Annotated in this window: 15 protein-coding genes; 3 read left to right on the top strand and 12 right to left on the bottom strand. The window is 36.7% G+C overall.

All coding sequences use genetic code 11. From position 1 onward, the window contains the following. The first annotated feature begins 194 nt into the window (after nucleotides 1-194). Entirely contained in the window at nucleotides 195-368 is a 174-nt protein-coding gene (locus KD050_RS12770; protein WP_211892737.1) for a hypothetical protein, read from the top strand. Between the two features lie 66 nt (nucleotides 369-434). On the opposite strand, the gene KD050_RS12765 is transcribed toward KD050_RS12770, so the two are convergent. Then, a complete protein-coding gene (locus tag KD050_RS12765) occupies nucleotides 435-1106 on the bottom strand; it encodes a YczE/YyaS/YitT family protein (protein WP_211892736.1) in 672 nt (223 codons plus the stop codon). A 116-nt stretch (nucleotides 1107-1222) separates the two neighbouring features. Between KD050_RS12765 and KD050_RS12760 the strand changes: the two genes are divergently transcribed. Next, on the top strand, nucleotides 1223-2098 hold the full coding sequence (locus tag KD050_RS12760) for a LysR family transcriptional regulator (protein ID WP_211892735.1): 876 nt from the start codon (nucleotides 1223-1225) through the stop codon (nucleotides 2096-2098). A 92-nt stretch (nucleotides 2099-2190) separates the two neighbouring features. Here the strand turns inward: KD050_RS12760 and nadD are convergent, their stop codons facing one another. The 6 genes from nadD to KD050_RS12730 form a co-directional block, all read right to left on the bottom strand. After that, a complete protein-coding gene (nadD, locus tag KD050_RS12755; RefSeq protein ID WP_211892734.1) occupies nucleotides 2191-2847 on the bottom strand; it encodes a nicotinate (nicotinamide) nucleotide adenylyltransferase in 657 nt (218 codons plus the stop codon). Between the two features lie 123 nt (nucleotides 2848-2970). Beyond that, nucleotides 2971-4440, bottom strand: coding sequence for a nicotinate phosphoribosyltransferase (locus tag KD050_RS12750; RefSeq protein ID WP_211892733.1), 1470 nt, complete (start codon nucleotides 4438-4440; stop codon nucleotides 2971-2973). A gap of 44 nt (nucleotides 4441-4484) precedes the next feature. Then, nucleotides 4485-5033 (bottom strand): cysteine hydrolase family protein, encoded by a 549-nt coding sequence (locus tag KD050_RS12745; protein ID WP_211892732.1) that lies wholly within the window; start codon nucleotides 5031-5033, stop codon nucleotides 4485-4487. Nucleotides 5034-5102: 69 nt separating this feature from the next. Further along, nucleotides 5103-5903: an NUDIX domain-containing protein gene (locus tag KD050_RS12740; protein ID WP_211892731.1), complete on the bottom strand. Its 801-nt coding sequence runs from the start codon at nucleotides 5901-5903 to the stop codon at nucleotides 5103-5105. A 271-nt stretch (nucleotides 5904-6174) separates the two neighbouring features. Further along, nucleotides 6175-6900: a 3-ketoacyl-ACP reductase gene (locus tag KD050_RS12735; protein ID WP_211892730.1), complete on the bottom strand. Its 726-nt coding sequence runs from the start codon at nucleotides 6898-6900 to the stop codon at nucleotides 6175-6177. Between the two features lie 103 nt (nucleotides 6901-7003). Next, nucleotides 7004-7606 (bottom strand): TetR/AcrR family transcriptional regulator, encoded by a 603-nt coding sequence (locus tag KD050_RS12730; protein ID WP_211892729.1) that lies wholly within the window; start codon nucleotides 7604-7606, stop codon nucleotides 7004-7006. 145 nt (nucleotides 7607-7751) lie between these two features. On the opposite strand from KD050_RS12730, the gene KD050_RS12725 reads away from it, so the two are divergent. Further along, entirely contained in the window at nucleotides 7752-8522 is a 771-nt protein-coding gene (locus tag KD050_RS12725) for an SDR family NAD(P)-dependent oxidoreductase (RefSeq protein WP_211892728.1), read from the top strand. A 254-nt stretch (nucleotides 8523-8776) separates the two neighbouring features. Here the strand turns inward: KD050_RS12725 and KD050_RS12720 are convergent, their stop codons facing one another. The 5 genes from KD050_RS12720 to KD050_RS12700 all read right to left on the bottom strand — a co-directional run bounded on the left by KD050_RS12720 (nucleotide 8777) and on the right by KD050_RS12700 (nucleotide 13674). Continuing rightward, complete coding sequence (locus KD050_RS12720) at nucleotides 8777-9901, bottom strand: NADH-dependent flavin oxidoreductase (protein ID WP_211892727.1); 1125 nt, start codon at nucleotides 9899-9901, stop codon at nucleotides 8777-8779. A 150-nt stretch (nucleotides 9902-10051) separates the two neighbouring features. Continuing rightward, nucleotides 10052-10351 carry a hypothetical protein gene (locus KD050_RS12715; protein WP_211892726.1) on the bottom strand — a complete coding sequence of 100 codons (300 nt, stop codon included), beginning with the start codon at nucleotides 10349-10351 and terminating at the stop codon, nucleotides 10052-10054. A gap of 468 nt (nucleotides 10352-10819) precedes the next feature. Beyond that, complete coding sequence (locus tag KD050_RS12710; RefSeq protein WP_211892725.1) at nucleotides 10820-12544, bottom strand: GMC family oxidoreductase; 1725 nt, start codon at nucleotides 12542-12544, stop codon at nucleotides 10820-10822. Between the two features lie 23 nt (nucleotides 12545-12567). Then, nucleotides 12568-13341, bottom strand: coding sequence for a gluconate 2-dehydrogenase subunit 3 family protein (locus KD050_RS12705; protein WP_211892724.1), 774 nt, complete (start codon nucleotides 13339-13341; stop codon nucleotides 12568-12570). Between the two features lie 75 nt (nucleotides 13342-13416). Continuing rightward, nucleotides 13417-13674 (bottom strand): hypothetical protein, encoded by a 258-nt coding sequence (locus tag KD050_RS12700; protein WP_211892723.1) that lies wholly within the window; start codon nucleotides 13672-13674, stop codon nucleotides 13417-13419. Nucleotides 13675-13818: the final 144 nt, after the last annotated feature.

Below are 13818 nucleotides of genomic sequence, written 5' to 3'. Positions count from 1 at the left end.
TTTCTATCTGATTACTTTCCATATATACAAATAGAGACCCTTTACTTCCTAGTACAATCGCAGCCTGAAGTAACTAGTTTTTGTGGTTTATTGTTACTTTTTCATTTTACATTTCAGCAAAAAATAAATTGCATTTTTTCAGTTTTTCAAACCATATTAAGTAAGCATCAAAAATCGTCGAGAGGGGTTTTCTTATGAAAAATGGTACTCATCTAGGAGCTAATAAAAGAGGTTCTATGGCGAAACGACCAAATAGTAAGAAAGAAGAGATTTCTCTAGAGTTAGCCGAGCTTGGTTATTTAACACCTAAGCAAGGGTCAATGTCTCCAAATCGACGTGATATGAGTGAGAGGGATAGATCTTACTAAATCTAAGATGTCAAAAACGGACACAACAAAGCGTTGTGCCCGTTTTTTGTATTTTTTACTTTCCACTTATTCGTTCACTTTTTCATTTTCAAATACCCATTGTTTCAGTTTTTTTTGATAGTGCGATATCATCCAGCCTAAAATTTTCCCTATAAAATAAGCCGCTACTAGTGTTCCGATGCCTATTGATCCAAAGGACTGTATAAAAACTAAACAAAGCGTCGCTGCGACAAAAACATTTAGTAAGTCACCCATAATTTTTGCTTTACTAAACTTTATTTTGAACCGTTCGCTAATAACATAAGTTAATGCATCATAGGGCATTAGTGGTAGTTTTGCAGTGAAATAACCGATTAATCCTGCTGACACGACAAATAAACTAATAATTAGATATACACAGCGTAATACTATAGATTCAGGTGGTGGTAGTAACTGTACGAGGAACAATGTAGCATCCATAAAGAATCCAAATACAAACGAAATAATTAGTTGAAGTATAAAATCTTTTATATCAATACGTTTGTTTAACATGATTTGAACAAGGATAAATAATATATTTGCAAGGACTGTAGTAATACCAATGGATAATCCTGACGTTAAAACAAGTGCATATGCCAAAGAAGAAACGGGCGATACACCAAGTCCCGCTTGAATTGACAAACTAACTCCAAGCGTCAAAAAAAATAAGCCACCCACATACAAGACAAGGCGCTTCATTGTAACATTTTTATGATTCATAAATAACTTCGCTTCCTTTTTTAATCTCCTAATTATCATAACATCGCATTTAACATATGAAAAATATATATATGATAAACTATTCATATGCAAATGCATATGACAGGGGTGCATATATGGATATTCGACAATTACATTACTTTAGAGAAATTGTAAAACATTCTAGTATTTCTAAAGCTGCAGAAGCACTTCATATCGCGCAGCCACCACTCAGTCAGCTCTTAAAGAAACTAGAAACCGAGCTTGGCACAACTTTAATCCATCGTTATCGTAAAAAATGGGAACTGACTGAAACAGGTGAAATATTATATCAATACGCGGAGCAAATGCTTTTGCAAATGCAGGATGTGAAGCAAAAAATTCAAGAAGTAGAACAAGGTATAGCTGGAACTGTACGTATTGGTGTTTCTTCCGCATGCTCGAACATGCTGATCGACTATATTAGCATGTATAGAACACAATTCCCAAACGTCAAAATCAGTATTATTAACGGTAACTCAGAGGAATTATTAAAACGACTCGAACAAAGAGAAATAGATTTGGCCTTCCTTTTACGCTTAAGCAATAGCGAACACTATGAGATTAAAATATTGAAGAAACAACCGTATGTCATAATTGTCCCAACTAGTTGGTTAACATCATTTTCACACCCACATGTGACATTTAAACAAATTGCCAAATTACCTTTTATTATGCTGGGTGCAATGGAAGGACATTCTTTTCATGGGGATATACGTAGAGCGTTTGAAGAACATGACATAGAACCAAATATTATAATTGAATGCAAGGATATATCCATGGTAGCATCACTTGTCAGTAAAGCTTTGGGAGTATCCATTATTCCAAGCATGGATTATGCAGCTACCTTTTTAGAAAATCTAACACTATTTGAATTGGAAGAATATAGTAATAGCGTGGAGCCAGTCATCTTAAGACTAAAAGATGCACCTACCTCAAAAGTAGCCGCACAGTTTTGGGATATAGTAGATTAAATCGACTAATTGAAGGAAAAAGTGAGCCTGGACATGTTTCTCCAAGCTCACTTTTCTATAAAACTAAATATTATCTTCAACATAGCTCAATCTTATAGTACTCTCTTTGCCTGATTTTCCTCGTATGAATTTTTCCATCCGTATAATTCATTCCTTTTAATGTAGTTATAGCAATTTGTAGGTAAAAGGTATTTCGCTTCTCCCCCTACAGCAAATTCATCCCGAATATAGGTAGAACTGATTTCCATGGCAATGCCCTTATCGATTAAGTGAAAAGTACTTCCATCGTCGTTATTGCGCAGCAAAGGCGAACCACTTATCGCTTTCAACATATCAATGCCATCTCTGGCCATGACAATAAATTTATTTTCTCTTACTAATTTGTCTGCGTTACCCCATTTGCCTTCCCCGATATCCACTAATAAGTCTGCTCCCATAATGAAATATAAATCATCCTCTGGATATACTTTCTTTAAATGATCCATTGTCTCATAGGTAGAGATTTTCCAGGCATCTTGCTTCATTTCAAAATCATCTAGGGTGAATTTTTCGTCAGATTTAATCGCCATTTCTAACATGTTCCAGCGATGTTCGTCCTCTGTTTTCATCGCTTTGTCTTTTCTTTTGTTGGAGCAAGGTAAAAAGATGACCTTATCTAACTTGCATCGATTCGCTATTGTGCTCGCCGTAAAAAGATGTACATTGGTTATGGGATCAAAGGATGACCCGTAAATTCCTATCTTAGCCATGAGGTTTCCTCCAGGTAATCAAAATTAGTTTTACCGACTAAACAGTTTAATAGGTACTGAAAAGCTTTCTCTAATGTGATGCCATAATAATGAGCTATTATAAACAAGGGACCACATGTAATTTCATCGTGTTCTCAATTGTTCTACTTTTTCTTTCACCTGCTCAATATTAGCGATTTTGTTATCCCAACATTTCTGACTTAAGTCAACTGGGTATTCTTCGGGATTTAGAAGTCGTTTATATTCATCCCATAGGAACAACAAGTTTTCTTTTACATCCTGTTGAATCCCTAAGATTCCTGGCAATTCGTACACCTGTTTTCCGTCCACAAATATGTCATGATGAAGTTCTTTTGCTTCGTAATTTGTCACGAACTTACTGATATACGTATGAACCGGATGGAACATTTTCAATTTTTCTTCTTGCTCTGGTTTTTCATCATCCATGGCAATGTAATCACCTTCTGACTTATTACTCGTCAGATTAATAATGCGGTAGACTTTTTTAAGTCCAGGTGTGGTAACTTTCTCTGGATTCCCTGAAATCTTAATAGTATCTACCATATTTCCATTATCATCTTCAATGGAGACCAATTTGTAAACTGCTCCGAGTGCCGCTTGGTCATAAGCAGTAATTAGTTTGGTACCAATTCCCCACGCATCAATTTTTGCTCCTTGATGTTTTAATTGAGAGATTGTATATTCATCCAAATCATTGGATGCTACAATTTTCGTATGTTTGAAACCGGCTTTGTCTAACATCTTTCTAGCTTCTTTTGATAAATAAGCCAAGTCACCACTATCAAGTCGAATTGCTTTGAAGTTGATTTTATCTCCTAGTTCTTTTGCTACTTTGATAGCAGTAGGAACCCCAGATTTTAAAGTATCGTAGGTATCAACTAAGAAGGTGCAATCTTTATGTCTTTTTGCATACTTGTGAAATGCTGTATATTCATCTCGATACGCTTGAACCATGGAATGGGCATGCGTACCGGATACAGGAATTCCAAATAATTTTCCAGCTCTCACGTTGCTTGTTGCCTCAAACCCTCCGATAAAGGCAGCTCTTGTTCCCCAAATTGCTGCATCCATCTCTTGAGCACGTCTGGTCCCGAATTCCATAGCGGTCTGATCACCAATCACTTGTTTCATTCGAGAAGCCTTTGTCGCGATTAACGTTTGATAATTGACTATGTTCAGTATAGCCGTTTCTATCAATTGCCCTTCTGCTAAAGGAGCTTCGATACGTAACATAGGTTCGTTATGGAAGACCAATTCTCCTTCTTTCATCGAACGAATCGTGCCAGTGAATCTCAGCTTTTGAAGGTATGCTAAAAAGTCTTCTTTGTAACCTAGTTCATTTTGAAGGTATTCTATATCACTCTTTGTGAACTGGAAGTTAGAGATGTATTCGACAATTCTTTCTAGTCCGGCATACACCGCGTACCCGTTACCGAATGGCAGCTTTCTAAAATACACTTCAAAAACAGCTTTTCTGTTGTGTATATTATCTTCCCAGTACGTTTCTGCCATATTGATTTGGTAAAGGTCGGTGTGTAAGGCAAAACCATCATCTTTATAAATTTTTGTCATATTAAATCCTCCATTTCTTTTAACCTGGTTGCAACTATTTGGGTCTATCTGATCTCTGCACCGATGCTATTTTTGAAATGACCTAAAGCCCATTCGTGACCTAGTTGGTTGAAACTTGCAACAGCATCTTTATAAACGACTACTTTAAAGCCTTTGTTAAAAGCATCCACTGCTGTATGAAGTACACAAATGTCGGTACATACGCCAACGAGGTGAACTTCTGTAATCTGTCTTTCACGAAGTTTTAGTTCTAAGTCTGTTCCGGCGAACGCAGAATACCTTGTTTTGTTCATCCAATAAACCTTTTCATTGGTTCTGTTGTTTTCATATACATCTTTGAGTCTTCCAAACAAATCTCTGCCTTTGGTTCCCTCTATGTTGTGAGGAGGAAATAACTTGGATTCAGGATGGTAAATGTCATCTTCTTGGTGCGTATCAATAGCAAACACCACGAAGTCCCCATTCGCTATAAAATCTTCAGTTAGTTGTACGATAGATCCCTCAATGTCCTGCCCTGGTTTACCACAAGTTAACTTTCCATTATCTGCTACAAAATCCACTGTGTAATCAATGTTTAATAATGCCTTTTTCATCATTTATTCGCCCCTTTATATTAATTTAATTATTAATTGTTTAACTGTTAATAAATAAATTGAATAAAATTAATAGTTTGCATTATAGATGGAAACAAAAGGCTCGAAGTCGGTGAATTTATATAACTGCGCTTTGTTTTTTGACCATCTATTAGATTTTTTCAACTCCCCTTTGACCATTACTTTTTCTATGAATGGTAGGGAAGGTGCTTTTCTGAAAAACTGAGAATCCAGTTTAATCCATGAATCATCCAATACGGTTAGTAGTACGCCTTGTAATTCCGACAACACGAATTCTTTTGGTAAAAAGTTCTTTGCTAATGTAGTGAGTGCCATGTCTTTTTTTATATTCCAAATGGCATCCTCGATTATTTGTTCGTGGTCGAAAGCGAGTTCTAACTGATTGATTTCTTCTAAGGTGAATAATTGAACATCCGATGCATCATCAGCTGCTTTGCGTTTGACTAATTGGTTTTCAGGTACGATTGCATAGTGGGCATTCGAGATAATCCAAGCACGTTTATCACGTCCAGGTTTGTCGTAGGTACCGAAGTGTTTAATCTTGAGATTGGTTACCCCTGTCTCCTCTTCTAACTCTCTCGAGGCTGCTTCAAATGCTGTTTCATCTGGTTGAACAAAACCACCTGGTAATGCCCATTTACTACCTTCTACATTTGGTTCCCCATCTGCATCCTTCTCTGCTCGTTGTATCAACATCAACTTCAACTCTTTTACTGGCGGTTTGTGCTTTTCTACTTCGGTTGAAATGATTGTAAATACGGCAATGTCGCTGGTGTATCCATCTGGCGTATTATATATGTTTGAGTCGTAGTTCTCGAGCATTTCTTCTTCTGACTTGTATTTCCCCATTACTTTACCCACCTCACTACTTTAATTAACAGTTTGTTATTTGTTAATTATATTTTACGCTTGAATTTTTTTAATTGCAAGGCATTTGTCCAATTTATATTTTTTTAAATCGAAAAATAATGGTCAGGGTCTCGTGGACTACCTTCAGGGCCATTCAACCTCATCTACTTAATGTAAGCATTGAAGGGTATCTTAGTCATTAAAAAAACATTTCAACAAAAAAGACCCATACCTAAAAAGGTTAATGGGTCTGATTGTTTAAAAATCACATTTAGAAAGGATTTGTCGCTAATAGACTAGCTGTTTTCACGTAGACTCTTGGATTTAATTTTAATTGGGACACGATGAACTCCGCTATGTCTTCTGGTTGCATAAATTGTTCAATTTTATCTTTATCCACTAAGGATGAATTAGTAGCAAGCTCTGTTACTACTGTACTTGGAGTCAATGCTGTTACGCGTATATTATTTCGACGAACTTCTTGAGCTAATGATTCTGTTAGTCCAATAACCCCAAATTTAGATGCACTATAAGCACTTGAACCAGGTGCTCCATTTAATCCATTCGTAGAAGAAATATTAATAATATCTCCTCCATTTTTTCCGATTAGCTGTGGAAGTACTGTACGTGTCACATAATAAGTACCCATTAAGTTAACATCGATAATCTTCTTCCACTCCACAGGATCCGTATCTACTAGTTTAACAAAGCCACCGATTCCTGCATTGTTGATCAATATATCAGCCGGTCCTAATTCATTCGTTAATTTCTCTATTGCTTGTTCCACTTCTTCTAAAGAAGAAACATCTGCAGGTGCATATGCCACTTTAACATTTAAGCCATCTATTTCCTTGGCTACATCCTTTAACGCTTCCTCTGTTCTTGCAAGTAATCCAACGTTTACTCCTTCTTTTGCCAAAGCAATTGCTATAGCTTCGCCAATACCTCTTCCTGCTCCCGTTACAAACGCCACTTTACCTTTTAATGATTGTCCCATGTTTAGCAACTCCTTTATGTTAGTAATCTATTCCTATCATAGACCTGTAAAATGGAAAATTCCAATCAATCAACTTCTCGTGAAAATCGAAGCACCTTTTGCATTATTTGTCTGCCATATTTTTATTAATAAATGTCGAGGTACCGGTTATCATTAACAATAGAATTTGTTTAGACATTTCCATAGGTGATTCCACACAGCCATTTTCTAACCATCTTATCATCACAGCTGCAACGCCATGTGCCCTATATACATATAACCAGGAGCTATCTAGATGAAGCTGTTCTGGAATTTCAAACTGGTATTCTTTGATAAATAATTCTTCAATTGTTTTTGCTAATTGATGACGAAAATCTACACGAATATGCGTACTCAATAATATCGAATATAACTGTTGTTCCTTTATAAAATAATGAAATACACTTATATCCTCTGGTTTCATCTCCAATAAATTAACATTTAATGTTCGATTGTACGGCTTTCTAATTTCACTTTTTAACTCATCTAAGGTTTCATGTATAATTTCATCTAATAAATATTCTTTTGTCCCAAAGTTATTATAAAATGTTCCTCGATTATAATTTGCCATTTTAACAATTTCCGTAACACTAATATCATTGAAATCCTTATGTTCTAGCAGAGCTATAAATGTTGATTTTAAAATTTCTTTAGACCTTTGAATTCTCTTATCTGCAAATTCGTTCATATGTACCTCCGTGAATAGTTATTTTATTGCACAAAGTGAGGATGTTTGTTTATTAGTGAACATTCAAAGACATTCTGTTTCTTGTAATGTTATTATCCCACACTAGAATAGAAGTGTAGACAAAATAATTTGGAGGTTTTATATCATGACATTTCCGGTCTTAGAAGGTAAAGTAGCAATCGTTACTGGCGCTGCAATGGGTATGGGAAAAGAAACAGCTATATTATTTGCAGAAGCAAAAGCAAAAGTCGTTATTGCTGATTTCAATGAAGAAAAAGGACAAGCTGTAGCAGAAGAAATTAAAGCTGCTGGCGGTGAGGCGTCATTCGTTAAAGTGGACATATCTAATTCAGAGGCTGTTCAAGCAATGGTTAAATTTGCTGTCGATACGTATGGTAAATTGGATGTTGCAGTTAATAACGCTGCACTTACTCCAGATGATAAGCCTGCACATGATTTCGATGAAGACTATTGGAACCGTCTAATCGGTGTTGACTTAACAGGAACTGCATTATGCCTAAAATATGAATTAAAACAAATGCGCGAACAAGGTCATGGCGGATCTATTATTAATATCTCTTCTGTAAGTGGTTTCCGTCCACAATCAGATAACATTGCCTATGTTGCTGCTAAACACGGTGTAGTAGGAATAACAAAAGTCGCAGCCTTAGAAAATGGCCCATTGAACATTCGTGTAAACTCTGTTGCACCAGGTGCAATTGATACACCTATGCTACGCGGAGCATTAGAGCAATTCGGATATACAGAGGAGGAATATGCTCCTCAATTAAGTTTGTTAAATCGTTTTGGTCAACCACGCGAAATTGCACAAGCTTCGTTATGGTTAGCATCTGATGCGTCATCTTACGTGACGGGTACAACTATTCATGCAGATGCAGGATATACTTCACGTTAATATGCTTAAATTCTCTACTTATAAAATGAATAAACTGTTGTCCCAAACAAAGGAGCCAAGAAAAGTGCTTATCACTTTTCTCGGCTCCTTTCCGTTCCAAAAACCCCGTGTTTTAGGTATTTTGAAGAATAGGATCTATCCAATATTACTGCTGATTTCTGTTTCAGTCGAACGCTTTCCGCGGGTGGTCCGTAAGCCTCCTGTGGATTCTCACTTGGACGCACTTTTTCCGTTGAAAAGGGGGCTTGCGCATTTTAATCTTCTACTGGCAACCAGCCTTTTACATTCATCAGCCTGTCCCATAATGGGTCAGGAATAACTAATTCTTCCTGAGCATGTCTAGAAAGGGTTTTACGTATTTGATCTTCCTCACCTGCTTGGACTTTCTCAATCCACTTCGGTTCCATTAGTAATTCGCGACCCAGTGCAATGAGCGGGACACCTGTTCCAAGTGCTTCTACTACTTCATCAGGTGTATGCAATGAACCTACCCCAACTACTGGAACACGATCTCCTATCTTTTCATGTATCTTAATAATTCTCGACTGTGTTTCATCTTTTTCGCGGAAAGAACCATTCCAGAAATGATTAACTGACACATGTAAATAATCTAATCCTTGATCTGCTAGCTTATCTACAAATTGAAGTGTATCTTCCAATTGAATCCCTGGATTACTCCCTTCTTCTGGCGATATTCGATAGCCGACGATAAATGGTGTCTTCGCGTATTTCTTCACTGCTTTTTTGATAGAACCTACGATTGCTAAAGGAAACTTCATTCGATTTTCAAGTGATCGGCCCCAGTTATCTTCTCTTCTATTTGAATGTGGCGAGAAAAATTGTTGCAGTAAATAAGTGTTCGCACCATGGATTTCTACTCCATCAAAACCTGCTTCAATAGCTCTCCTAGTAGCATCACCAAAAGCTTGGATTGTATGATTTATTTCATCCTCCGTCATCTCTCTCGGTACGATTGCCCCTTCACGTTCTGCGGCGATTGCACTAGCCGAAACTGGTTGCTGGTCTGGAAGTAATTCTGGAGGTGACTGTCTGCCCCCATGATAAATTTGGATAATCGCTTTTGTCCCATTCGACTGAATAACTTTTGCTAGTTCTTTCAATCCCGGAAGAAATTTGTCATCATCTATACCGAATTGCCCCGGAAATCCTTTTCCATCTTTACTTACATACGCACAAGCGGTAATGAATGTCCCGACTCCACCAGTACGCTTTTTATAATAAGCTAGCTCTCTTTGAGAAACCTCCCCATTTTCTTCAGAGGAATAGTTAGTCATCGGTGCTACCATAATTCGATTTTTTACTTCTACTCCTGATGGAAACGTAAATTCTTGAAAAATCTTTTCGTATTTTTTCTTCATTGTTTTAACTCCTTTACTCGTCCTTCTTTTGCGGATAATTTATTTTCTATTTAAATACTACAGAAGTTAGTCGTAATCTTCCAACAATCTGCAATCTAAAAATCCCTATGAACAAACTATTCAATGATAGTATGCTGCATAGGGATTTATTTATTGCTCTGATCTAATTTTTTCTATTTCCTTTACCCATGCGTCGATATTTTGATGTATGCGTTCATATTCGTCATCTCCCTCTTTTTCTTTGGTGGACTTTAGTTCTTTATTGATGGCAAGTAATTGGTCAATGACAGTAAGGTCAACTCCCTTTCCTTCTGAGTCTGTTTCCTCTACCGATTGTTTTTCTTCTACCTCTACATCCTCTACCTGCCCTGTGACCTCTGCTTCTTCTCTATCACTACAACCCGAGACAAGCAATGTGAGCAAGGCAACAGGAATATTTTTCTTAAACATCGAATTATAAACCTTTAGTTTCTAACAAGCCTGTATAAAACTCACCGTATAAAGTAAAGAAATAGGAATTTACTTTAAGTAGCATTTGGGCTGCTTCTGATTTCTAAAATCACATTCACTTTTAGTGAAACAAATACTAGGTACATACGTATTACTAAATTATTAGAGAATGATTTTTATAGAGGATGTCTTGATGACGTTTGGATGTCCGTCCCTCTCCTACAATTTTCGAAAAAAGTTTAGAAGCTCCCGAAGATACATTACTTTTATAATGTCTATTTTTCTTGTTGTTATCCCTAATAATCCAAGGTCCTGCTCATAGCAGGCAAATGAGGAATAGCGAGGTGACAGCCCTTGCCCTAGACGTTATTTTGTAGGAAGGCTATATACTTTTTATTCTATAAAAAAACTCCTGACCGCGAATTAAATACGGGTCAAGAGCTCTTTTATAGAATAACTAGTTGTCATTTATGCTTTAACTAGTAATCCGCCTTCTTTTAAATATTTCTGAATACCCTCTGCAGCACGATAAGAAAGTGCACCCAGTGTACCAGTTGGATTAAAGCAACTATTATGTGGGAATGCAGATGCACCTAAAACAAATACGTTTTCAGCTTCCCACATTTGTAGGTAGGTGTTTAGAGCAGATTTCTCAGGGTCTGTTCCCATTATTACTCCACCTGTGTTATGAGTGTTTCCATCTTTGTTTACGTTAAACGGAGCTTGCACTTCATTTGTATCAATAATATCTGCGCCAATTTCTTCAGCAAATTTACGCGTGATAGCAGACATGTATTTACCCATCGCACGGTCATTATCTGTATATTCATATGTCATGCGTAATAGTGGATATCCAAATTCGTCTTTAAATTCTGGGTCAAGATCTAGGTAATTTTCTTTATGTGGTAAAGAAGCACCTTGCGTTTTAACTGGGAAGTTTGAATTCGCATATTTAATAGATTTCTCTTTGAACTCAGCACCCCAGGCTGGTGTTCCTGCAGGTACACGGTTTACTGCAATCGGACGGTCGCCGTATTGTGTTGAACGAATACCAGCACCATGTAAGAAGTCTACTTCAGCATGGTCAAAGTTATCACCCATATATTCAGCGATTTCAATACCTAATGCACCTGCGCCACCGTATAGGTTAAACTCTCTATCCTCGAAGAATAATTGTGAACCACCAGCAGTTACTTGGTAACAATAGTTTTTACCGATTGTCCCTTTACCTGTTTTTGGATCATATGGAGTACCAATACCAGAGTTTAGAAGTAAACGAGAATTGTTGAATACATAACTTGCCACTACAACTACATCTGCAGGTTGTTCAAACTTTTCTCCAGTTAGCATATCTACATAAATAACTCCGTCTGCTTTACCACCACTTTTAGTTAATTCTAAAACATTAGAATGTGTACGAAGGTCTAGCTTACCTGTTTGTTTTGCAACCGGAATAACTGTTACAGCAGGGTCACCTTTCGCTCCATATTCACATCCAAAGTTTTCACAGTATGCACAGTATTGACATGCTCCTCGAGAGATGCCGTCTGGATTTGTATATGATTCAGAAAGGTTAGCTGCAGGAATAACGAAAGGCTTGTATCCAAAGCTTGTAGCTGCTTTTTCGAATTCTTTCATTAATTGTGTTTTGACTAGAGGTGGCGTTGGATATGGATTAGTACGTTTCCCCCAAAGTTCTACTGTTTCACCTGAGATCCCAGCCATTTTTTCGAATGTATCATAGTAAGGTTCCATCTCATCATAAGTTATCCCCCAGTCGTTAAGACCTTCCATCCAAGCAGGAATTTTTTCGATTCCGTAACGCTCAATTGTTTTTGTACGAATTTCAAAGTCATAAGGTAAGAAACGATAAGTTTGTCCATTCCAGTGACTTCCTGCTCCACCAACTCCGTCTCCTACGATGAATGTACCGTAGTGACGCATCGGTAAAGCTTTACCTGATACTGTATTTCTATAAGTAATAGTTTCCTTAGAAAGATCTTGCATTAATTCTTGACGATGTTGATAACGAAGTTCATCATGTCCCATTGCATAATCAGCTGTTGTCCGGTCTTTACCACGTTCTAATCCAACAACACTTATTCCTGCTTTTGTTAGTTCAGCTGAGACGATTCCACCAGCCCAACCCATCCCTACTACTACGACAGGTACTTTAGGTAATTTTGTAACCATTTATATGTCAGTCCTTTCTATTATTAATGTCCCATATGAGAATTTAAACTTTGTGGTTCAAGTTCGATAAACTTTTCATCTTGTATTTCAGCCACGTATTGCATACGAGATCCTGGATACTTACGCATACTCCAGCCAACCATTTCATTATTACCACCATACATTGGGTCTGCATATACACCCTCAATAGTTAAGGTGCGTAATAAACTGAAAAATTGAGAAGAGGAAACTTTTCCGTATAATTCAACTTTATCTTCACTAAAAGCAAGTAGAACTTCATCTTGTTGAGTAGCTTCTAACTCTTTAAAGTCAGCTTTATATTGATCGTTACTATATTTGTTTAAGCTGTCTAAACCAGCTAGGAATAAATCTTTACGAAGAAGTTTAGTTTGTGGACCTTGGTTTTCTTCCGCTTTATAAAATGCACCTAAACGGTAATCTTTTACGTTAGAACCCCATGGACCAGCCAATTGGTGATCTATATAAACAGCAGCATTAAGTTCTTTAGCACCAGGGCCATTTGCATCTTCAGGGAAAATACGTTCCACTGCTGCTTGAGTAATTTGATATTGATTTGGTGTGAAGAACATTAGAGCTATATTTGGATTAGCAATAGGCGTTTTTGCATGATTCTGAGTATCAGTATTGTGTGTTGTTGATTTATCATCTTTTATTAGAAGACTTCCTAAAGCTCCACCTAAAACAACTCCACCTACTGTCAAACCAGAGTTTTTAATGAACGTACGTCTAGACGAACGTTTATCTAAAACGGACTCTTTCTTTTCTTGTTCTGACATTATTAAACCTCCCATAAATTTAGTAATTTTCTATTTAACTAGTTAAATAGAAAATGTGCAAAATTTTTTCTGCTTTTAATGCACAATAGAGCTCCAATTATAAATAATTGTATGAAAAACTGAAAAAACAAGTAATGAAGCTATAAAAATAGCGTGTTTTCTTCCTGTCCAACAAAGAACAATGATGGATAAACCAATTCCAGAACCTAATAGGGCAAACCAAGGGAATGGACTATTATTAAAAAAGAGTAAAAGTGCAAAATCAGCTACGATAAAAAGGGCCAGTAGCACCTGATTGAGCATCCTCAATTCTTCTATATTGTATTGGGTCATACTTATTCTCCTTTTTTTATGCAATTAAAAGATTTTAAATAATTTTTGTATACAAAAAGATGATTTTTGCATACAAAAATAACATCTATTATTCTACTACATTCCTTTGTTGTTTGTACATATTAAAAACTTAGCATATGAGGA

The sequence above is a fragment of the Psychrobacillus sp. INOP01 genome (assembly GCF_018140925.1).
GTDB lineage: Bacteria > Bacillota > Bacilli > Bacillales_A > Planococcaceae > Psychrobacillus.
This window is presented reverse-complemented; position numbering and strand designations above follow the sequence as displayed.

Excerpts from the sequence above, each read along its gene's own strand:
- KD050_RS12770 (WP_211892737.1), top strand. The coding sequence starts at position 195 with ATGAAAAATGGTACTCATCTAGGAGCTAATAAAAGAGGTTCTATGGCG.
- KD050_RS12765 (WP_211892736.1), bottom strand. The coding sequence starts at position 1,106 with ATGAATCATAAAAATGTTACAATGAAGCGCCTTGTCTTGTATGTGGGT.
- KD050_RS12760 (WP_211892735.1), top strand. The coding sequence starts at position 1,223 with ATGGATATTCGACAATTACATTACTTTAGAGAAATTGTAAAACATTCT.
- nadD (WP_211892734.1), bottom strand. The coding sequence starts at position 2,847 with ATGGCTAAGATAGGAATTTACGGGTCATCCTTTGATCCCATAACCAAT.
- KD050_RS12750 (WP_211892733.1), bottom strand. The coding sequence starts at position 4,440 with ATGACAAAAATTTATAAAGATGATGGTTTTGCCTTACACACCGACCTT.
- KD050_RS12745 (WP_211892732.1), bottom strand. The coding sequence starts at position 5,033 with ATGAAAAAGGCATTATTAAACATTGATTACACAGTGGATTTTGTAGCA.
- KD050_RS12740 (WP_211892731.1), bottom strand. The coding sequence starts at position 5,903 with ATGGGGAAATACAAGTCAGAAGAAGAAATGCTCGAGAACTACGACTCA.
- KD050_RS12735 (WP_211892730.1), bottom strand. The coding sequence starts at position 6,900 with ATGGGACAATCATTAAAAGGTAAAGTGGCGTTTGTAACGGGAGCAGGA.
- KD050_RS12730 (WP_211892729.1), bottom strand. The coding sequence starts at position 7,606 with ATGAACGAATTTGCAGATAAGAGAATTCAAAGGTCTAAAGAAATTTTA.
- KD050_RS12725 (WP_211892728.1), top strand. The coding sequence starts at position 7,752 with ATGACATTTCCGGTCTTAGAAGGTAAAGTAGCAATCGTTACTGGCGCT.
- KD050_RS12720 (WP_211892727.1), bottom strand. The coding sequence starts at position 9,901 with ATGAAGAAAAAATACGAAAAGATTTTTCAAGAATTTACGTTTCCATCA.
- KD050_RS12715 (WP_211892726.1), bottom strand. The coding sequence starts at position 10,351 with ATGTTTAAGAAAAATATTCCTGTTGCCTTGCTCACATTGCTTGTCTCG.
- KD050_RS12710 (WP_211892725.1), bottom strand. The coding sequence starts at position 12,544 with ATGGTTACAAAATTACCTAAAGTACCTGTCGTAGTAGTAGGGATGGGT.
- KD050_RS12705 (WP_211892724.1), bottom strand. The coding sequence starts at position 13,341 with ATGTCAGAACAAGAAAAGAAAGAGTCCGTTTTAGATAAACGTTCGTCT.
- KD050_RS12700 (WP_211892723.1), bottom strand. The coding sequence starts at position 13,674 with ATGACCCAATACAATATAGAAGAATTGAGGATGCTCAATCAGGTGCTA.